The organism is Priestia sp. 179-F W1.4 NHS, assembly GCF_045369295.1.
In the GTDB taxonomy this organism is placed as follows: domain Bacteria; phylum Bacillota; class Bacilli; order Bacillales; family Bacillaceae_H; genus Priestia; species Priestia zanthoxyli.
Window position 1 is genome coordinate 1413583 of record NZ_JBIQFF010000001.1, and the last position, 18440, is coordinate 1432022.

The 18440-nt window shown below is 39.5% G+C and carries 25 protein-coding genes; 21 read left to right on the top strand and 4 right to left on the bottom strand.

The genetic code is table 11. The annotated features are described in order from the left end of the window. Positions 1 to 96 precede the first annotated feature (96 nt). Both ACH0CI_RS07505 and ACH0CI_RS07510 read left to right on the top strand, forming a co-directional pair. Positions 97 to 411, top strand: coding sequence for an MGMT family protein (locus ACH0CI_RS07505; protein WP_071272688.1), 315 nt, complete (start codon positions 97 to 99; stop codon positions 409 to 411). A gap of 41 nt (positions 412 to 452) precedes the next feature. Further along, a complete protein-coding gene (locus ACH0CI_RS07510) occupies positions 453 to 629 on the top strand; it encodes a hypothetical protein (RefSeq protein ID WP_221777943.1) in 177 nt (58 codons plus the stop codon). 111 nt (positions 630 to 740) lie between these two features. Here the strand turns inward: ACH0CI_RS07510 and ACH0CI_RS07515 are convergent, their stop codons facing one another. Continuing rightward, positions 741 to 1358, bottom strand: coding sequence for a LysE family translocator (locus tag ACH0CI_RS07515; RefSeq protein ID WP_406901181.1), 618 nt, complete (start codon positions 1356 to 1358; stop codon positions 741 to 743). A 137-nt stretch (positions 1359 to 1495) separates the two neighbouring features. On the opposite strand from ACH0CI_RS07515, the gene ACH0CI_RS07520 reads away from it, so the two are divergent. The 5 genes from ACH0CI_RS07520 (at position 1496) to ACH0CI_RS07540 (ending at position 5504) form a co-directional block, all read left to right on the top strand. Then, a complete protein-coding gene (locus ACH0CI_RS07520) occupies positions 1496 to 2041 on the top strand; it encodes a cupin domain-containing protein (RefSeq protein ID WP_406901182.1) in 546 nt (181 codons plus the stop codon). A gap of 170 nt (positions 2042 to 2211) precedes the next feature. After that, the gene (gene bla / locus ACH0CI_RS07525) at positions 2212 to 3144 is read left to right on the top strand and encodes a class A beta-lactamase (RefSeq protein ID WP_406901183.1); all 933 of its coding nucleotides are present in this window, start codon (positions 2212 to 2214) and stop codon (positions 3142 to 3144) included. Positions 3145 to 3244: 100 nt separating this feature from the next. Continuing rightward, the gene (locus ACH0CI_RS07530) at positions 3245 to 3508 is read left to right on the top strand and encodes an excalibur calcium-binding domain-containing protein (protein ID WP_013084075.1); all 264 of its coding nucleotides are present in this window, start codon (positions 3245 to 3247) and stop codon (positions 3506 to 3508) included. A gap of 248 nt (positions 3509 to 3756) precedes the next feature. Next, positions 3757 to 5151 (top strand): NCS1 family transporter, encoded by a 1395-nt coding sequence (locus ACH0CI_RS07535; RefSeq protein WP_406901184.1) that lies wholly within the window; start codon positions 3757 to 3759, stop codon positions 5149 to 5151. A 203-nt stretch (positions 5152 to 5354) separates the two neighbouring features. After that, entirely contained in the window at positions 5355 to 5504 is a 150-nt protein-coding gene (locus ACH0CI_RS07540) for a hypothetical protein (protein ID WP_013058052.1), read from the top strand. A gap of 80 nt (positions 5505 to 5584) precedes the next feature. Here the strand turns inward: ACH0CI_RS07540 and bglA are convergent, their stop codons facing one another. Together bglA and ACH0CI_RS07550 are read right to left on the bottom strand one after the other, a co-directional pair. Next, complete coding sequence (gene bglA, locus ACH0CI_RS07545; RefSeq protein ID WP_406901185.1) at positions 5585 to 7024, bottom strand: 6-phospho-beta-glucosidase BglA; 1440 nt, start codon at positions 7022 to 7024, stop codon at positions 5585 to 5587. 13 nt (positions 7025 to 7037) lie between these two features. After that, the gene (locus tag ACH0CI_RS07550) at positions 7038 to 8921 is read right to left on the bottom strand and encodes a beta-glucoside-specific PTS transporter subunit IIABC (protein ID WP_406901187.1); all 1884 of its coding nucleotides are present in this window, start codon (positions 8919 to 8921) and stop codon (positions 7038 to 7040) included. 168 nt (positions 8922 to 9089) lie between these two features. On the opposite strand from ACH0CI_RS07550, the gene ACH0CI_RS07555 reads away from it, so the two are divergent. The 3 genes from ACH0CI_RS07555 (at position 9090) to ACH0CI_RS07565 (ending at position 10666) form a co-directional block, all read left to right on the top strand. After that, entirely contained in the window at positions 9090 to 9800 is a 711-nt protein-coding gene (locus ACH0CI_RS07555) for a GntR family transcriptional regulator (RefSeq protein ID WP_406901189.1), read from the top strand. Positions 9801 to 9968: 168 nt separating this feature from the next. Further along, positions 9969 to 10151 carry a hypothetical protein gene (locus tag ACH0CI_RS07560; protein ID WP_406901190.1) on the top strand — a complete coding sequence of 61 codons (183 nt, stop codon included), beginning with the start codon at positions 9969 to 9971 and terminating at the stop codon, positions 10149 to 10151. Positions 10152 to 10174: 23 nt separating this feature from the next. Beyond that, positions 10175 to 10666: a GNAT family N-acetyltransferase gene (locus ACH0CI_RS07565; RefSeq protein WP_406901191.1), complete on the top strand. Its 492-nt coding sequence runs from the start codon at positions 10175 to 10177 to the stop codon at positions 10664 to 10666. 33 nt (positions 10667 to 10699) lie between these two features. On the opposite strand, the gene ACH0CI_RS07570 is transcribed toward ACH0CI_RS07565, so the two are convergent. Then, positions 10700 to 11593 (bottom strand): DMT family transporter, encoded by an 894-nt coding sequence (locus ACH0CI_RS07570; protein ID WP_406901192.1) that lies wholly within the window; start codon positions 11591 to 11593, stop codon positions 10700 to 10702. Positions 11594 to 11707: 114 nt separating this feature from the next. On the opposite strand from ACH0CI_RS07570, the gene ACH0CI_RS07575 reads away from it, so the two are divergent. The 11 genes from ACH0CI_RS07575 to ACH0CI_RS07625 all read left to right on the top strand — a co-directional run bounded on the left by ACH0CI_RS07575 (position 11708) and on the right by ACH0CI_RS07625 (position 18418). Further along, complete coding sequence (locus tag ACH0CI_RS07575) at positions 11708 to 12580, top strand: LysR family transcriptional regulator (RefSeq protein ID WP_071272708.1); 873 nt, start codon at positions 11708 to 11710, stop codon at positions 12578 to 12580. 130 nt (positions 12581 to 12710) lie between these two features. After that, on the top strand, positions 12711 to 13490 hold the full coding sequence (gene fabI / locus ACH0CI_RS07580) for an enoyl-ACP reductase FabI (protein WP_071272710.1): 780 nt from the start codon (positions 12711 to 12713) through the stop codon (positions 13488 to 13490). 301 nt (positions 13491 to 13791) lie between these two features. Then, a complete protein-coding gene (locus ACH0CI_RS07585; protein ID WP_045290693.1) occupies positions 13792 to 14109 on the top strand; it encodes a hypothetical protein in 318 nt (105 codons plus the stop codon). 344 nt (positions 14110 to 14453) lie between these two features. Next, positions 14454 to 14819, top strand: coding sequence for a sulfurtransferase (locus ACH0CI_RS07590; protein WP_221777932.1), 366 nt, complete (start codon positions 14454 to 14456; stop codon positions 14817 to 14819). Further along, on the top strand, positions 14809 to 15069 hold the full coding sequence (locus ACH0CI_RS07595; protein ID WP_071272714.1) for a metal-sensitive transcriptional regulator: 261 nt from the start codon (positions 14809 to 14811) through the stop codon (positions 15067 to 15069). Before ACH0CI_RS07590 ends, ACH0CI_RS07595 begins: the two co-directional genes overlap by 11 nt. 92 nt (positions 15070 to 15161) lie before the next feature. Next, positions 15162 to 15389: a sulfurtransferase TusA family protein gene (locus tag ACH0CI_RS07600; RefSeq protein WP_071272716.1), complete on the top strand. Its 228-nt coding sequence runs from the start codon at positions 15162 to 15164 to the stop codon at positions 15387 to 15389. Between the two features lie 46 nt (positions 15390 to 15435). Next, positions 15436 to 15918 carry a DsrE/DsrF/DrsH-like family protein gene (locus ACH0CI_RS07605; RefSeq protein ID WP_013058040.1) on the top strand — a complete coding sequence of 161 codons (483 nt, stop codon included), beginning with the start codon at positions 15436 to 15438 and terminating at the stop codon, positions 15916 to 15918. Positions 15919 to 15945: 27 nt separating this feature from the next. Further along, entirely contained in the window at positions 15946 to 16302 is a 357-nt protein-coding gene (locus ACH0CI_RS07610; RefSeq protein WP_071272720.1) for a rhodanese-like domain-containing protein, read from the top strand. Positions 16303 to 16324: 22 nt separating this feature from the next. Next, positions 16325 to 16621 (top strand): rhodanese-like domain-containing protein, encoded by a 297-nt coding sequence (locus tag ACH0CI_RS07615; protein ID WP_071272722.1) that lies wholly within the window; start codon positions 16325 to 16327, stop codon positions 16619 to 16621. A gap of 55 nt (positions 16622 to 16676) precedes the next feature. Beyond that, complete coding sequence (locus ACH0CI_RS07620; RefSeq protein WP_088048716.1) at positions 16677 to 17228, top strand: sulfurtransferase TusA family protein; 552 nt, start codon at positions 16677 to 16679, stop codon at positions 17226 to 17228. Positions 17229 to 17290: 62 nt separating this feature from the next. After that, positions 17291 to 18418 (top strand): MBL fold metallo-hydrolase, encoded by a 1128-nt coding sequence (locus ACH0CI_RS07625; protein WP_406901195.1) that lies wholly within the window; start codon positions 17291 to 17293, stop codon positions 18416 to 18418. Positions 18419 to 18440 lie beyond the last annotated feature (22 nt).

Below are 18440 nucleotides of genomic sequence, written 5' to 3' on the forward strand. Positions count from 1 at the left end.
ATCTTATAATGTTGCTGAAGAAAAATCGAGTGATTACTTCACTGTTTATTTAATATGGTAAGGTTGTACTAAAGAAGAAATGAAAGGAGGAGCGACTTGAGTTTTACAGAACGAGCAGTAGCGCTTATTAAACAAATACCACCCGGGAAAGTAATGACATACGGACAAATTGCCCGCCTGGCTGGTAGTCCGCGAGGTGCAAGACAAGTTGTACGAGTACTGCACTCGATGAGCAAAAAACATAAACTGCCTTGGCACCGAGTCATTAATTCCAAAGGAGAAATTGGATTTAAAGATGAAGAAATGCATCTTGTTCAAAAACATTCACTTGAAGCGGAAGGAATACTCGTTTCTTCGGATGGAAGACTTGATCTTAAAGTCTATCTTTATGAGCCTGATGTGTATAAATAACAAAAGAAATTAAGACATAACGAAATCAATTCCATCTAAAGATGAACAAACGAGATAAAGGAGCTGGAACCGCTTGTGACACCGCCATTAATTTCCGTGCAGGGCTTCGCTTTCCGCGGGCGGCCGCTGAGCCTCCTCGTCGCTTGTGCTCCTGCGGGGTCTCACCATTTCCGCTTTTCCCGCAGGAGTCTTCGTCTTGCCCTCCAATTAATGGCTAGAAGCACCTGATTAGACCTACGTTCACTATCACAATAAAAAAATCCGAATGAGTTTGATTCTCCATCAAGAATCAAACTCATTCGGAACTTTCTTCAACTAACATACTTTTGTTATTTATGTTTTTCAAAAGCGAGCTTTAATCCAAACCCGATTAACACGACGCCTGTTGCTTTATCCATAAAGCGCTGAACGCTAGGTGTTGTAAGCCATTTCCGTAAATAGTTAATAAAAAAGACGAATGCGAAAAACCACGTGATAGCAAGGACCGTATACGTTATGCCCATCAGAAGTAATTGAAGCGTTACGTTTTGATCACTTTGAACAAATTGAGGTAAAAAAGTTAAGAAAAACACGGCCACTTTTGGATTCAGAACGTTTGATACAAGACCTTGACGAAAAGCGGATGTTTCTTTTGGCTTCTCCTCTTTTACAGAAGAAGGTATATCGCTCTTTTTAGAAAAGAAAGCAGAGATTCCTAAATACATTAAGTAAAGGGCTCCTGCATATTTTACGATTTCAAATGCCAGAGCTGACTGAAGCATAAGAGCCGATAAGCCAAACGTAGCGGCGAGTGTATGAACTAAAGAGCCGGTGGCTAACCCCAATGCCATTTTATAGCCGCCGGTTTGTCCATCTGCCATCGTTCGTTTGGTAATAAGAGCAGTATCAATACCAGGACTCATAATCACAAATAATGTAAGAACCAAAAAGGTCAAGATGTCATTCATTTTTTTCTTCCTCCTTACTGTGATAGTATTAAATTATAATTTATTTATTAAATATAATTTAACATAAGTAACGCCTTTTCTTAAGTTTAATTTAATAAAATTAAATGTAATTAAACATCTCTTGCGGAGGAATCAGCATGGAAAACATAGATATTGGAAAAAAAGTAGAGAAATTTCGAAAAGAAAAGGGGCTAAGCAGTCGAGAATTAGCAAATTTAGCGGACATCACGCCATCTATGTTAAGTCAAATTGAACGGGGATTAGCTAACCCGTCCATTTCAACGCTTAAACTTTTAGCAAAAAGCCTCGATGTGCCTACCTTCAGTTTTTTGCTCGAAGAAATAAACACATCTCATTTAGTCGTAAGGTCGAATGAGCGTAAAACAATGAAGGTAAAAGAGCTAACGTATTCGCTGTTATCACCCGATTTCACAGGGAATCTAGCTACGGCAATTATGGAGGTACCGCCGATGATGGCTTCATCAGAAACTCCTTTAGCACATAAAGGAGAGGAAGTGGCGTACGTCTTAGAAGGGAAAATTAAAGTGTATTTGGAAGAGGAAGTATATGTGCTAGAAAAAGGAGATAGTGTCAAAATCCCTTCGCATCTGAATCATAAATGGGAGAATACGTTTAAAGAGAAAGCGGTTATTTTATTTTCCGTTACGCCGCCTGTTTTTTAAAGTACTTACGGTTTTTATACTGCTCACCTTCAGTGTGAGACACTTTTATTATATAAATGTGATAAAACTATCATGTTTGTAAGAGTAAACAATTGATAAAATAGCATTGTTGGTAATCTCTACCTAAGAGAATACATACTAAATACTTTTTTGAAAGGTGTTGAAAGGTAATGAAGACATGGAAAAAGATGTTTCGCGCTTCAAAGCTCCAAAAAATGCTGCCTGTATTCGCTCTTTCGTGCGCGGCGGTTGTAGGCTTTTCAAGCAGCGAGGTACATGCTGAAACGGTAAAATGTCAAAGACAAGAAACTAAAAGTGATCGAGAGTTTGCTAAGCTTGAAGACAAATACGATGCGAATCTTGGTGTTTTTGCATTAGATACCGGTACAAATAAAACGGTCACGTATCATCCAGACGAGCGTTTTGCTTATACGTCTACTCATAAGGCTCTCGCTGTCGGTGCACTTTTACAGCAGAAGTCAATCGAAGATCTCAACGAGCGAATCTTTTATACGCGCGATGACCTTGTGAACTACAATCCAATTACAGAAAAACATGTTGATACAGGCATGACTCTTCGAGAACTCGCGGATGCATCGCTTCGCTACAGCGACAATACGGCAGGGAATTTAATTCTGCAGCAGCTGGGCGGACCGGACGGATTTAAAGAAGCTTTAGAAAAAATAGGGGACAATGTAACGCTGCCTGAACGGTTTGAACCGGATTTAAATGAAGTGAATCCAGGAGAAACCCACGATACAAGTACACCAAGAGCACTCGCTACAAGTCTTCAAACGTATGTACTTGGACAGGCACTTCCTGCAGAAAAGCGTGAACTTCTAACGGATTGGATGAAGCGAAATACAACAGGGGATGCCTTGATACGAGCGAGCGTGCCGAAAAGCTGGGAAGTAGCCGATAAGACAGGCGCAGGCTCATACGCAACGCGAAATGATATTGCCATCCTTTGGCCGCCAAACGGAGATCCAATTGTTCTTGCAATCCTTTCCGATCGTACGGAAAAAGATGCGGAGTATAATGATAAACTAATTGCAGAAGCGGCTAAACAAGCGGTCAAGGCTCTTAAAGTTACTCATAAATAAAAAATTGGATAATAGTAGTTTAAATGTAAAAAAAAGATTGAAAAGATTGATAGAACATTCTATTATTAATTAGACAAAATATAGGAAGGAAGTATCTGTTATGAAAAAGATTTTTCCAATTGTTCTATCTTTCGGTTTATTAACAAGCGTATCTTTTAGCACAGCTTCAAACGTAGATGCGGCAGCTAAGTCTTACAAAAACTGCACGGAATTAAACAAAGACTATAAAGGCGGCGTAGCTCGTGCGGCTAATGTAAAAAATAAAGGCGGCAAAACAAAGTACAAGCCGTACGTATCAAAATCACTGTATGATGCCAATACAAAGCTAGATCGAGATAAAGACTACATCGCCTGTGAAAAATAAATACTAGCTGACTCATCCAAGCGCTTACAATAAGCGCTTGGATTTTTTATTATCATCAACTCTTGCACGTTACCGCATCAAGTTTCCATAACAATTAGTCAAATCGCACAAAAAAATATCAGAAAATTCACATAAATAATGATGAACTCGCGGCGGGATTCGTATACACTATGTACATGTTAAGTTAACTCACATTAGATGTTACGTTTGAAAGTGGAAACATCATAAAAAAAGGAGTTGAACGTATAGTGTCTACAAATGCAACAAGTACTATTACAGAAGAGGTGCATGCTCATCAAGATAGGGGTCTTGATTCGTCACTAAAGCCAAAAGCGGAAAGTGATCGAAAGCTAACTCCGATGTCTTATATGTTTATGTGGATTGGAGACGGCGTTAATTTAGGAAATATGACGCTTGGAGCGAGCTTAGTAGTAGCGGGTACAGCGGTATTAAATCTTTTTCAAACGTTTGTGGCAGCTATTATTGCCATTGGCATTATTTCTGCTTTTTTTGTATTAAACGACCGAATTGGCTATAAGACGGGCATACCGTATGTGATGCAGCTTCGAATGTCTTTTGGCATAAAAGGCTCCGTTATATCGTCTCTTTTACGAGGCATTCCAGCAATCATTTGGTATGGTTTCCAAAGCTGGACAGGCGGTACAGCTTTAAACGAAATTGGGAAAATTGTGAGCAAAGGGTCTTTTGACAATCTTGTTCTTTGTTTTATTATCATTCAGCTGCTGCAAATTGTGCTTTCGCTGTACAGCTTCCACGCGGTTAAATGGGTAGAGATGCTTGCTTCAATTATCATATTGCTTGGCCTTGTGTACGTATTTGGCGTTCTTTTAACTTCTCATAGTGAGGTAGTAGGAGAGACGTGGGTACATACAAAAGGTTCATGGGGACTTCCGTTCTTTTCTTTTATTATGATGTTTATGGGAAATTATGCGGCGATTTTTCTAAGTGCAGCCGATTACTCTAGAGAACTGAAGCCAGGAATTAGCGACACAAAGCGCGGATTTTTATACTTTACACCGATTCTAATAGCCTACGGATTTGTTCTTACAATTGGTGCTATGCTTGCTGCTGCTACGGGTATTTCCAATCCTGTCAAAGCGTTCGCGGTTGTAGTGGATAATTCATATATTACTGTCGCTGTATCGGCATTTATTGTAATTGGCGTGATTGCCGTTAATATGGTGGCAAATATTATTCCGCCTACGTATGTGATTACGCTGCTGACAAAAGCAAATTATAAAGTGGCGGTTACGATTACCGGACTGCTTGCTTTTTGTTCATTCCCTTGGGTGCTTGTTCAAGATTCGTCAGCTGCAGGACTTGGACTGTTCATTTTAATTTACTCTGCTTTTTTAGGTCCAATTGTTTCTATTTTACTAGTCGATTATTATATTTTACGGAAACAAAGAGTAAATGTAGAAGAATTGTATCAAGAAAAAGGGCCGTTTTCCGGCTACAATCCGTGCGCCATGCTTGCGATGCTCATCGGTGCAGGTGCTGCGTTTATTGAAGTCGATTTAGGCTGGATTATAGGAGTTGTGGTCGCAGGAGTCGCGTATATTCTTTTGACGAAATTTACTTTTAAACATTCAAAATTTAAAAAAGGAACCATCTTTGAATAACAACCTTCCCTCGATAAAAGCCTTTGCTTGCCGCAAAGGCTTTTTGTTTGTCTTTCAGCACGTCAGATTAAATCTCTTTGTCTAGTTTCCTAAAAAGCGGGTAAAGTAAAGAAGAGTAAAAAGTAACCTCTATTAGGAGTTGCTTTGAACAGGAGCGCATCTAATGTATCGCATCAATCATAGCTTAAAGGAGAGGGCAGAGTATGTATGAATTTAGAGTGTATACTCTTCGAGATGGAAGCGAAAAGGTAATCAAAACGCTGAAACATGAATCGTTTGCGGATGAAATTCAACGAGCGGGAATTAAGCAAACAGAAATTGCGCAAACGCAGCTAGTAGATAAACCGAGATAAGGCATTTGCATTTATTTTTACACGTTTTAAAAAAGCCGGTTTCCTGTGTCTTCACGCAGGAAACCGGCTTTTCTGATTTCTTATAGTTCTTCACCGTTTGTTTTAATCACCTGTTTATACCAGTTAAAGGAATCTTTTTTATAGCGCTCCATCGATCCGTTTCCTTCGTTGTCACGGTCGACATAAATCATGCCGTATCGTTTTTTCATTTCGCCTGTTGTAAAGGAAACAATATCAATAATTCCCCACGGCGTGTAGCCCATTAAATCAACACCATCGTACGTTACAGCTTTTTCTAACGCTTCGATGTGCGATTTTAAATATTCAATTCGCGAGGCGTCATGAATGGAACCGTCTTCTTCAACCGTATCAATCGCGCCAAATCCGTTTTCTACGATGAATAATGGAATTTGATAGCGGTCGTAGAAACGATTTAACGTATAGCGTAAGCCCGTTGGATCGATCGACCAGCCCCAATCACTTGATTTGATATAAGGGTTTGCTACGCCGTTTGGCAATCCGCCGTTTACGATATCGCCCGTGTTGTCAGCTTCAACGTCGCTTTTAACAGTGGTTGACATGTAATAGCTGAAGCCTAAATAGTCCACTTTTCCATTTCGTAAAATTTCTTCATCGCCTTCTTCAAACGGAATGTGATAGCCTTCTCGTTCGAATTCTTTTAATGCATAGCTCGGGTAATAGCCACGAACTTGAACGTCAGGGAAGAAGTAGCGCTGTCTCATTGTTTCTTCTGCTAGCATCACATCTTCAGGGTTTGAAGAATACGGATAAATTGGCACATGTGAAACCATTGCTCCGATTTGGAAATTTGGATTAATTTCTTTTCCTTTTGATACGGCAAGAGCGCTTGCTAGCAGTTCGTGATGTCCCGCTTGATACATCACTTCTTTTGCGTTTTCACCCGGTTTTACAGAAACGCCGGAGTTTGTCCATAGAAAAAGAGGGTTGTTTACATCCATTTTGTTGTTGATTTCATTAAACGTCATCCAGTACGTAACTTTGTCTTTATAGCGGTCGAAACAAACTTCAGCGAACTTCACAAAGCAATCTACCGTTTTTCTGCTTCTAAATCCTCCGTATTCTCGAGCTAAATGCAGGGGCATTTCAAAATGAGACAGCGTAATAACCGGTTCAATTCCGTGCTTTAACAGTTCATCAAATACATCGTCGTAGAATTTTAGTCCTTCTTCGTTTGGCTCAGCTTCATCGCCTTTAGGAAAAATACGGCTCCAGCCAATAGACGTTCGCAAACATTTTAAGCCCATTTCTGCAAAAAGTGCGATATCTTCTTTGTAGCGGTGATAAAAATCAATTGCTTCGTGATTTGGATAAAATTTATCATCTTCCACTGTTTCAGTGATTTGTCGCGCTACACCGTGTGCACCCGCAGTCATAACGTCTACTACGCTTGGTCCTTTTCCGCCTTGGTTCCATCCACCTTCAAATTGATGAGCTGCTAATGCGCCGCCCCATAAAAAATTCTTTGGCATCTTTGTCATTGTTAGTTCCTCCTTATTTCACTACGGTAAATAATGTTTGATTCAGCCCGCTATTTTCAATATCTTCAACGATTACTTCTCGATAAGCGCTTGAATTTGTGATAATAACAGGGGTAATGGTTTGCAATCCTTGTGTTTCAATAAATTCTTTATCAAATTCTATTAGTAAATCGTCTTTTTTAAATTTTACACCGTCTTCTACATGCAGGGTAAACGGCTTGCCGTCTAACGTAACGGTATCTAATCCAATATGAACAAGCAGTTCAACGCCGTATTCTGAACGAAGGCCGATGGCGTGCTTCGTTGGTGCTACCATAACAACCGTTCCGTCAAAAGGTGCATAAAGCTTATTATCTGAAGGATCAATCGCTAATCCTTCTCCCATCGCACCTGAGCTGAATACTTCGTCTGGTACGCTAGAAAGAGGAATGACTTTTCCGCTAAACGGCGCGCTGATCGTTTCTTCATTTTCATTCGGGTTGCTTACAGCCACTTCTTTTAAAGCTGAAGTAGCCGCATCTTTTGCTGCATCTTCTCCGTAACCAAATACTTGAATGAGCACAACGGGAAGAATAATTGCAATGGCACATCCAATCAAAATTCCCCAGATTGACATCGGGTAGTCTTGGCTAATACCGTTTACAATTGTCAACGGTCCGGGCAGGCCTGCGTAAGCAAAGTAGTAAGGGTGAAAGAAGCTTGCTACAACAGCGCCAATAGCGCCTGAAACGCATCCAAAGATAAACGGCTTTTTAAAACGTAAATTTACACCGTAAATAGCTGGCTCTGTAATACCAAATAATCCTGTTATTCCGGCTGATACGCTCACTTTACGTGCTTCTTGGCTTTTTGCTTTTAAAATAACCCCAAGTACCGCTCCGACTTGAGCTACCACGGCAATTGTTTGATACGCTTGAAACGAGTCTCTGCCGTTTAAATCAAAGTTTGCAAGCACCATCGGCGTAATTCCCCAGTGTACCCCAAAGATCACAACAATTTGCCAGAAGCCGCCAATAATTGCTCCAGCTAAGGCAGGTACGTTTTCAGCTAAAAAGTTATAGCCGTGAGCGATTCCGTTAGCTCCCATCGTTGTAACGGGGCCAATGAGTAAAATCGTTATAGGAACCATAATCACCATACATAAAAACGGAACAAACAGCGGTCTAACCACTTCATGAATGCTCTTGTTTAAGAATCTTTCAAGGTAAGACAAAATCCATACTAAAAATAAAGGCGGTAAAACAGAAGAAGTATAGACTGTTTCGGATAAGGGAAGACCTAAAAACGAAATGCTGCTTCCGTCGGCAATTTTGGCCGCCATTTCTGTCCATGTTGGACTCACTAATGCGGCACAGCACGCCACTGCAATGTAGGTGTTAGTTTTAAAATGCTTGGATGCTGTGATGGCAATAAAGATAGGTAGAAAAACAAACGGTGCCCACGATATGAAGCTTAATACTTGATAGGTGCCCGTTTTTGCAAAGCTATCCGAAAACAAATTAATTAAGATTAACGAGCCCTGTAAAATTCCTGCCGCTGCTAGGATGTATACAAATGGTGCAAACACAGCGGACATCGTAGCAATCACACGGTTTAAGATCGTACCTTTGTTTTCAGTTTGCTCTTTTTCTGTATCTAAATTTACTAAACTAGCAAACTCTTCATAAACGTCTCCTACATGCTGTCCAATAACAACTTGAAACTGTCCGCTGTTTTCAACAACCGTAATGACACCAGGCATAGAAGACACCTTGCGTTTGGCTTCTGGCTTCGAGCGTTTTAACACAATTCGCAGCCTCGTAGCGCAGCGTGTAGCGCTTACGATATTTTCTTCGCCGCCTACCGCATCTAAAATGTCTGCTGCAAGCTTGTGATAATCTCTAATTTTCCCTCCCATATGTTCAACCCCCTTGTTGAGTATACGCTTTCAGTATAATTGTATCGATACAATTTATCAATACCTAAATAAAATAATAATAAATGAATAATTTAAGTTTATGGGTTGAAGTTAGATTATGGTATAATCGTGTTATTCTTGAGACAAATTCAGTAAAGAGGTATAGCTATGATTAAATACCAACAAATTGCAATCGAAATTGAAACCTATATTGAAGAACACAAGCTTCAGCAAGGAGATAAGCTGCCGGTATTAGAAACGCTGATGGCGCAATTCAAGGCGAGCAAAAGTACCGTAACAAAGGCCTTAGATCTGCTAGAGAAAAAAGGCGTTGTTTTTCAAGTGAGAGGAAGCGGCATTTTTGTCCGCCGTCATAAGCGAACAGGATATATCGGCTTGCTTTCTAACCAAGGATTTACAAGCGAACTAGAAGATTTTCATTTAACATCGGAAGTGATTGAACTAGCTGTACGAAAGCCTACGAAAGAAGCCTCGTTAAATTTAAACATAGCCGAAGATAGCGACGCGTATTACGTCAAAAGAGTACGGTATATTAACGGCCAGACGCTGTGTCTAGAAGAATCGTTTTATAATAAATCCATCGTTACATACTTAAATAACGAAATTGTGTCAGAGTCTATTTTTCATTACATTAAAGAAGGGCTTGGCTTAAAAATCGGGTTTTCTGATTTATATCTTCACGTCGGCAAGCTGAACGAAGAAGAAGCTACGTACTTAGGTTTAAAAGAAGGGGATCCTAAATTATTTATTGAAACGCTCTTTCACTTAGCGAATGGCCAGCCGTTTGACTTTTCAAAAGTGACGTATAACTACGAACAGTCTCAGTTCTTTTTACAAGCAACGAGTCACGTTTTATAAAAAAGTGCCCGTCTCTCAATTAGGCAGGACGAGAGGCAGGCACTTTTTTTCATTTCTTCGATAAAAATATGAAATAAGATAAAGATTGTAATAAATAGGAAATTCTCATACGATAAAATGGTTACAGGATTTATAGAGATAAGGAAATGAGATGCGAAGTTGAAAAAGATGCTGAGTTATCTTATTCCCATGCTTTTTATGTTTGGTTTGCTTTCTATGAATTTATTTCAGCCGACTAAAGGCGATTTTATCGCTGTAGGTGGAATATCGATTCTTGCAGGTACCGTAATTAGTTTTATAATGAACATAGGTCATGTAGTATTAAAAACAGTCAAAAGTAAGATGGAGTAAACTGATTAGAGGCGGTGGAGGTTTTGAGTGAAAGTATTATTATTCAGCCATATACTAGCAAGTATCAACAGCAGGTAGTGGATTTAATTCTTCATATTCAGCAGCAAGAATACCAAATTCCAATAACGGAAAAAGATCAGCCTGATTTATTTGAAATCGAAAGCTTTTATCAACGGGGAAACGGAAATTTCTGGGTGGCTGTTTGCAACGAAAAAGTAGTAGGAAGCGTAGCTTTAATAGACATTGGCAGCCGTCAAGTAGCGCTGCGGAAAATGTTTGTAGCAAAGTCTTATAGAGGAGCAACCTTCAAAACAGCTCACCGCTTATTGCATACAGCTATCGCTTGGGCAAAAGAGCAAGAAGTGGAAAGAATATACTTAGGAACGACACTACAATATAGGGCTGCGCATCGCTTTTATGAGAAAAATGGGTTTCAAGCTATAGAGAAAGAAAAGCTGCCTGCGAATTTCCCGGTGATGAACGTAGATAAAAAGTTTTATACATATGGGATATAAAGTGAGCCGCTAGGTCAACGAATCTAGCGGCTTTCACTTTGGTAATGTCTCTTGATAATGAACTCTTTTTTTCAATAGTAAATCGTCTAACTGAGCAATTAAAATTCCCGCGATGACAATAACAGAACCAATCAGTTCTTTAAGCGTAAACAGCTCGTGCAAAAAGAGAACGGCAAACAGCGCAGCAAAAATCGGCTCTGTTGCAAAAATAAGACCTGTGTGAGTAGGTGTTGTGTAGCGCTGCGCAATGGCTTGACAAATGAATCCAATCGCGCTGCAAAGAACGCCAAGACCTAAAATCGCAATCCATGATGATAAAGTAGTGGGAATGCTAGGGTGTTCAAATAAAAAGCTGCAAATCAGTGCAAATAATCCAGCAAAACCTAGCTGTAAAATGCCGAGAGCAATTGGGTTTTCATTTTTGGTAAACGTGCCAGTTAACGTAATATGAATGGCATAACACAGTGCCGTTCCAATGCAAAGTACATCACCAGTATTCATATGAAAGGAGTGCTTTAAAGTTAAAACACCTATACCGGTTAGGGTAACGATAACTCCAAGTCCAATCGGCCAAGAAGGAAGCTTCTTTACTAGCAGGCAGTTGAGCAATGGAACAAAAATGACCGTTAAACTGACAAGAAATCCGGCATTTGAAGCAGACGTCATGCTGACGCCAAACGTGACAAATGAAAAAACTGAAAACAGTAAAAAGCCTAAAATAGCTGATGATAAAATCGTTTTGCGCGTGATATGTAGTAACGGCTTATAGAAAAACAGTCCGGCAATCAAAAAAGCAATTAAACATCTAAGTGCAATGATAGTAAATGACCCGAGCGAACTCAGCCCCATTTTCATAAACACGTACGACATGCCCCAAAATACATTTACACCAACCATCATCATATTTGCTCGTGTGCGGTAACTCACGTTCAACCCTCCATTGTTTATGATGTACTCACAGTATACAAAGGAATTTGATATTAATAAAATGAATCTTTATAATGATGAACGTGAATTAAATTCATGTTAAGGCGGGAGAAAATGAGCTTAGTGAAATATGAAATTTTAAACAAAGTAGCGGAAGTGAGAAGCTTTACAAAAGCGGCAGATGCGCTGGCGCTCACGCAGTCAGCGGTCAGTCATGCTATTACAAATCTTGAAACAGAATTTGGATTTCCGCTTGTGAATCGAAACAGATCAGGTATTACCTTAACAACAGAAGGCGAAGCGATGCTTCTTGCTATTCGGAAAGTGCTCCAAGAAAATGAAAAAGTTCATCAAGAAGCAGCCAGTCTCTTAGGTCTTGCAAAAGGAACCATCAAAATCGGTATTTTTAAAAGCGTATCGACCAAGTGGCTCCCCGAAATTATTCAGCTGATGGAAAAAAACTACCCTGAGATTCAAATTCAGCTTAAAGAAGGCGATTACCTTGAAATTGAACAGTGGCTGCTGAGCGGAGAAATAGACTGCGGCTTTATCAACATTACGCATTCAAGTCAATTTCATATTATTTCTTTAAAAAAAGACCGGCTGCTGTGCGTCGTATCAAATCAAAGTGCTTTGTATCATCAAAAAACCGTTTCCTTTAAAGATTTAGAGAAAGAACCGTTTATTATGCCTACGTACGGCGGATATCATGATGTTAAGCAATTGTTTGAAGAACAGGGGATTCAGCCTGAAATTCGCTTTGAATTAATGGATGAAAGTGCTATCCTATCGATGATTACGCATCACTTAGGCATTAGCATTTTACCTGAAATGCTTTTAGATGCTATACCACAAGAGCTGCGTGCCATTCCGTTTCAAGTGGATAGCTACCGTTCAATTGGTCTAGCTACTCGTTATCATCTCTCGCCTGCGGCTGAGAAATTTGCTGAAACAACACAGACATGGCTGCAGAAGTCGGACAAATAAGAGGTCATTTATAGACCAAAATCGGTTAATTCATAAGACTCTTAGGAACTAAGCGCATCTTTGTGCTATAATAAAGCTATACAATTACCTATTAGTCATCATCGATGACTAATTTTTTTTGGAGGATAATATGGAAGATTTATTACAATTAAAGAACAAGAACATTGTGATTATGGGAGTTGCCAACGACAGAAGTATTGCTTGGGGTGTCGCAAAAGCCCTTCATCAAGTAGGAGCAAACTTAATTTTTACATACCGTAAAGAACGTTCACTAGGAAAGTTGAACAAGCTTTTAGAAAAAAATGAAATTCAAGCTAAATTAATTGCAGAATGCGACGTAAACAGCGACGAAAGCATTGAAGCGGCGTTCAAAAAAATCGGAGAAGAAGCGGGCACAGTTCACGGAGTGATTCACTCTGTTGCGTTTGCTCATTCAGAAGATCTAAACGGCGAGTTTATTAATACGTCAAGAAGCGGATATGCATTTGCTCAAGACACAAGCGCTTATTCATTTATCGCTGTAGCGAAAGCAGCAAAACCTCTTATGACAGAAGGCGGTTCTCTTGTAGCAATGAGCTATCTTGGTGCAGAACGTGCAGTTGAAGGCTATAATGTAATGGGCGTAGCGAAAGCAGCGCTTGAGTCTTCAGTAAAATACTTAGCATTAGACTTAGGAAAAGACAACATCCGCGTAAATGCGATTTCAGCAGGCCCAATTCGTACGCTTGCAGCAAAAGGCATTTCTGACTTTAACCAAATTCTTCACAAAGTTGAAGAAAAAGCACCTCTTAAGCGTAATGTAACGCAAGCAGAAGTTGGCGACATGACGGTTGTATTACTGAGCCATCTTTCACGCGGCGTAACAGGAGAAATCGTACACGTAGACGCTGGTTACAATATTGTAGGTTAATTCCAAAACACCTTCTCGAATGAGAAGGTGTTTTTTTCATGAGAAGACAAATGCATCCCAAGACACATAGACCTCTTAAAGAAATATTATTAGCAATAAGGTGAATCATAAGAAATATTCATTCTATATTTCTAGATAAATGTGTGCTTCTACTTATAAAACAAGAGCTCATGTCTATAAGTAAAGACAAGAAATATGTAATTTAGTTCATAATTAATCAAACGCCTATATTTTAAAATAGATAAGCTCTAAATTCTAAAAAGAACATATGATGTGGCAAAGGAAAAGGAGTTGACGAAATATGCATCAAGGACAGCAACATTACATTCCATGGGAACAATGGCATCATCAGCATCCTCAAGGCACGTGGAATCAATGGCATCAGCAACATCCTCATGTACCTTGGGAGCAGTGGCATAAACAGTATCCGCACGGCACATGGAATCAATGGCATCAACAACATCCATACACACCTTGGAATCAATGGCATCAGCAGTATCCGCACGGTTCGTGGAATCAGTGGCATCAGCAAAATCCATATGTGCCATGGAATCAGTGGCACCAGCAGCATCCACACAGTTCGTGGAATCAATGGCATAATATTTATCATCAAAGCTAATCAGCTTTTTCACACAAAAGGTCCAGTTCCCAAGGAGAACTGGACCTTTTGTGCGCAGATGGTGAATGGCGCAGTAAGCTTATTTTTTAGTAATTTATATGAGCCCAGGTGATGCATGAAAACGGAAAAGTCTGTTTGGTCTATAGGGGAGGGGGTACACACAGTAAAGGAGATTAAAGAAAACATTCATGATTCCTAAGGTGTATAAAGTGGATTGATTCGTATGAAAGGATTCATGTAAATAAGTAAAATTAACTATAATTTTCTCGCTTGACAATATACCTATAGGGGTATAATATAAAGCGTGTAAACAACATCAATTCAATAGCAAGGCGGTGATTGTTATGCTCTATATAGCAGTGTTATTGCTTGCTATTTTATTTATTGCATACAGACGTTATTATCCTGTTAAAGGAATACAGTGCTTACGGGAATCTGAAGCAAAAGAACGTGGGCGAACGGTTGTAGATATTCGTCATTATCATGAAGTTCATGATTCAATTAGTATAGTTATTCCGTATGCGTATCTCAAACGCTTTTATTCAGAAATTCCACAGGGAAGCGTTCATCTGATTGCTGGAGATAGAGTGGAATTAAATTTAGGCGTACGGTTCTTACGAAAAAGAGGTTTTCAAGTGCGCAGCTATGAGTTAGCAGCGTGTAAGTGTCAACGTAAAGGAAAGAAAGGGGTATTCGATTATGGAGTATAACCAACAAGTGAAAAATCGGCTGCGCCGAATCGAAGGGCAGTTAAAAGGCGTGCTTAGCATGATGGAACAAGGAAAAGACTGCCGAGACGTCGTGACTCAATTATCTGCTGCAAGAAGTGCCATTGATCGCACAATGGGAGTTATTGTGAGCAGCAATCTTGAACAGTGCGTCAGAGAAAGCCTTCAGCATGGAGAGCCAACGGAAGGGTTAGTGAAAGAAGCTGTACAGCTGTTAGTGAAAAGTCGTTAATCATTGTCACCTTGTTTAAGGTTGACGAATATCATTATTTAGTATAATATACCCTTACAGGTATATGTATATAAAAAGGAGAGATAAATACTATGAAAATTGATCATGTCTTAGATGCAAAAGGATTAGCTTGTCCAATGCCAATCGTAAAAACAAAAAAAGCAATGGATACTTTAACAACAGGCCAAGTATTAGAAGTGCAAACAACAGATAAAGGTGCGAAAAGTGATTTAACAGCGTGGGCAAAATCGACAGGACACGAGCTTATTGATTTTAAAGAAGAAGGCAGTACATTTATCTTTTACATTCAAAAGAGCTAATTTTTTTAAATTCAAATATACCCCATAGGGTAATAGAAGGAGCAACATGACTGAGCAAAAGAAACGAACAACAATTGTATTATTTAGCGGTGATTATGACAAAGCGATGGCAGCTTATATTATTGCTAACGGAGCGGCTGCTTATGACCATGAAGTGACAATATTCCATACGTTTTGGGGATTGAATGCGCTTCGTAAAGAAGAAATGGTGCCGGTGAAAAAAGGATTTTTAGAAAAGATGTTTGGCAAAATGATGCCGCGCGGTGCGGATAAAATGGGCTTATCTAAAATGAACTTTGCAGGTATGGGACCTAAAATGATTAAAAATGTCATGAAAAAGCATAATGCCCTAACGCTGCCGCAGCTTATCGAAATGGCACAAGAACAAGATGTGAAGCTAGTGGCTTGTACGATGACGATGGATCTTCTAGGGTTACAGGAAAAAGAACTGTTAGATAATATTGAATATGCAGGCGTAGCGGCGTATTTAGCCGATGCAGAAGACGGAAACGTGAACTTATTCATCTAAAAGATAGCTCATGAAGCGAGGGTTAATATGATTATCAATGCGCTTATTATCGTTTTTCTGCTGTGGTTTTTGTATCAGCGTTTTGCACCAGTAAAAGGTATTCAGCAGATAGCCACAACGGAATTAAAAGCAAAGTTAAAAAATAAAAATAACCAGTTTATCGACGTGCGAACACCGCATGAATTTCGCACCAAACATATTAAAGGATTTCGAAACATTCCGTTATCAGAACTGCCAGCGCAAACAGGACAGCTTTCAAAAGACAGAGAAGTAGTCGTTATTTGTCAAAGCGGAATGAGAAGTATGAAAGCAAGTAAACTGTTGAAAAAGCAAGGTTTTACATCTATCACCAACGTTAAAGGCGGCATGAATACGTGGAGATAAATCAAAAAGGAGGAGAAGTAGCGTGAAGACAATAGTAGCACAAGAAGTAGAACAATTAGTAAAAAAACAAGAACAAATTCACATTTTAGATGTGCGTGAAGTAGAGGAAGTAAAAATAGGTAAAATTCCAAACGCGTTAAATATCCCGCTTCCTTTGTTGGAATTCCGTATGCATGAGTTAGACAAAGCAAAGAACTACATTGTCGTCTGTCGTTCTGGAGGCAGAAGCGGAATGGCAGCTCGTTTTCTTGAGCAGCAAGGCTACAGTGTAACGAATATGACAGGCGGAATGATGGAGTGGAAAGGGGAAACGGTCTAATTTTTTTGGAGAAAAATATACCCCTACTAGTATTTGAACCAAGGAGGAAAAAGAAATGATGCAAGCAAACTTCGTATTAGATGCAAAAGGGTTAGCATGTCCAATGCCAATTGTGAGAACAAAGAAGAAAATGAATGAATTAGAAGCAGGTCAAGTGCTGGAAATTCAAGCAACGGATAAAGGCTCTACGGCTGACTTACAAGCGTGGGCAAAAAGCACAGGTCATGAGTATTTAGGTACAGAGACAGAAGGTGACGTTCTTCATCACTTTCTTCGTAAAGGCGGAACTGAAGAAAACGTAACGCCAATTCCTGAGATTTCATTAGAAGAATTTACGAAAAAAGTAGAGAGTGATGAACATCTTCATATTTTAGACGTGCGTGAAGTAGAAGAATATGATGAGGCTCATATTCCAGGCGTTGTTCATATTCCGCTTGGCGAAGTAGAAAAACGTTTGAAGGAATTAAATAAAGAGAATGAAATTTATATTATTTGCCACTCTGGAAGACGAAGTGAAATGGCAGGGCAAACGATGAAAAAGCAAGGATTTAAAAACGTAATTAACGTGGTTCCTGGTATGCGTGACTGGACGGGTAAAGTAGAATAATTAGTGAATTATAGTGAATTAAAAAAATTTGATAGTTTATATACCTAAGGAGGTATTTCGATATGACAGTGCATGCTCTTACTGCAAAAGAAGTTACATCTAAAATTATCAATAAAGAACCGCTATTTATCTTGGACGTTCGTAACGAAAATGATTTTAGCGATTGGAAAATTGAAGGTCATCAATTTCAGCATTTAAATGTTCCATACTTCGATCTTTTAGACGGAGTAGAAGAAATCTTAGAAAAAATCCCTTCGGATAAAGAAGTAGTAGTTGTCTGCGCCAAAGAAGGTTCATCAGTGATGGTAGCTGACATGCTTTCAGAAGCGGGTCTTACCGTATCGTACCTAAAAGGAGGTATGAAAGCGTGGAGTGAATATTTAGAGCCTGTTAAAGTCGGCGATTTAAAAGACGGTGGAGAGATTTATCAGTTTGTTCGTATCGGTAAAGGATGCTTATCTTATATGATCGTATCAAACGGTGAAGCGGCTATTATTGATGCGACGCGTATGGCAAATGTGTATATCAACTTCGCCAAAGAGCTTGGTGTCACAGTTAAGCACGTGTTTGATACGCACCTTCATGCAGATCACATTTCAGGAGGAAGAGTCATTGCGGAAGCAACAAATGCAGCGTACTGGCTGCCTCCAAAAGATGCAGAAGAAGTGATTTTTGACTACAAGGCTTTAGAAGAAGGCAGCGATGTCGTGATTGGTAACACAACCATTACGATTCAGCCGCTTTATTCACCGGGTCATACGATTGGATCAACTTCTTTTATCGTAGACGATCAATACTTGCTTTCAGGAGATATTTTGTTCATCGACTCAATTGGGCGTCCTGATTTAGCTGGTATGGCTGAAGACTGGGTAGGCGATCTGCGCGAGACGCTTTATACACGCTATAAAGCATTGTCAGACGAGTTAATCGTATTGCCAGCTCATTTTATGATGATTGATGAGCTAAATGACAACGGCAGCGTAGCTGAAAAGTTAGGTACGTTGTTTGCGGAAAATCACGGATTAAATATTAAAGACGAAGCAGAGTTCAGACACTTAGTAACAGATAATTTACCGCCGCAGCCAAATGCGTATCAAGAAATTCGTGAAACCAATATGGGGAAAGTAAGTCCAGATGAAGAAAAACAGCGTGAAATGGAGATTGGACCAAACCGCTGTGCAATTCGCTAAAACCTAAACAAAGGAGAGAGAG

Bases quoted from the DNA above. Each gene is read 5' to 3' on its own strand.
- ACH0CI_RS07510 (WP_221777943.1), top strand. From the start codon at position 453: ATGAACAAACGAGATAAAGGAGCTGGAACCGCTTGTGACACCGCCATT.
- ACH0CI_RS07515 (WP_406901181.1), bottom strand. From the start codon at position 1,358: ATGAATGACATCTTGACCTTTTTGGTTCTTACATTATTTGTGATTATG.
- ACH0CI_RS07520 (WP_406901182.1), top strand. From the start codon at position 1,496: ATGGAAAACATAGATATTGGAAAAAAAGTAGAGAAATTTCGAAAAGAA.
- bla (WP_406901183.1), top strand. From the start codon at position 2,212: ATGAAGACATGGAAAAAGATGTTTCGCGCTTCAAAGCTCCAAAAAATG.
- ACH0CI_RS07530 (WP_013084075.1), top strand. From the start codon at position 3,245: ATGAAAAAGATTTTTCCAATTGTTCTATCTTTCGGTTTATTAACAAGC.
- ACH0CI_RS07540 (WP_013058052.1), top strand. From the start codon at position 5,355: ATGTATGAATTTAGAGTGTATACTCTTCGAGATGGAAGCGAAAAGGTA.
- bglA (WP_406901185.1), bottom strand. From the start codon at position 7,024: ATGACAAAGATGCCAAAGAATTTTTTATGGGGCGGCGCATTAGCAGCT.
- ACH0CI_RS07550 (WP_406901187.1), bottom strand. From the start codon at position 8,921: ATGGGAGGGAAAATTAGAGATTATCACAAGCTTGCAGCAGACATTTTA.
- ACH0CI_RS07555 (WP_406901189.1), top strand. From the start codon at position 9,090: ATGATTAAATACCAACAAATTGCAATCGAAATTGAAACCTATATTGAA.
- ACH0CI_RS07560 (WP_406901190.1), top strand. From the start codon at position 9,969: ATGCTGAGTTATCTTATTCCCATGCTTTTTATGTTTGGTTTGCTTTCT.
- ACH0CI_RS07575 (WP_071272708.1), top strand. From the start codon at position 11,708: ATGAGCTTAGTGAAATATGAAATTTTAAACAAAGTAGCGGAAGTGAGA.
- fabI (WP_071272710.1), top strand. From the start codon at position 12,711: ATGGAAGATTTATTACAATTAAAGAACAAGAACATTGTGATTATGGGA.
- ACH0CI_RS07585 (WP_045290693.1), top strand. From the start codon at position 13,792: ATGCATCAAGGACAGCAACATTACATTCCATGGGAACAATGGCATCAT.
- ACH0CI_RS07590 (WP_221777932.1), top strand. From the start codon at position 14,454: ATGCTCTATATAGCAGTGTTATTGCTTGCTATTTTATTTATTGCATAC.
- ACH0CI_RS07595 (WP_071272714.1), top strand. From the start codon at position 14,809: ATGGAGTATAACCAACAAGTGAAAAATCGGCTGCGCCGAATCGAAGGG.
- ACH0CI_RS07600 (WP_071272716.1), top strand. From the start codon at position 15,162: ATGAAAATTGATCATGTCTTAGATGCAAAAGGATTAGCTTGTCCAATG.
- ACH0CI_RS07605 (WP_013058040.1), top strand. From the start codon at position 15,436: ATGACTGAGCAAAAGAAACGAACAACAATTGTATTATTTAGCGGTGAT.
- ACH0CI_RS07610 (WP_071272720.1), top strand. From the start codon at position 15,946: ATGATTATCAATGCGCTTATTATCGTTTTTCTGCTGTGGTTTTTGTAT.
- ACH0CI_RS07620 (WP_088048716.1), top strand. From the start codon at position 16,677: ATGATGCAAGCAAACTTCGTATTAGATGCAAAAGGGTTAGCATGTCCA.
- ACH0CI_RS07625 (WP_406901195.1), top strand. From the start codon at position 17,291: ATGACAGTGCATGCTCTTACTGCAAAAGAAGTTACATCTAAAATTATC.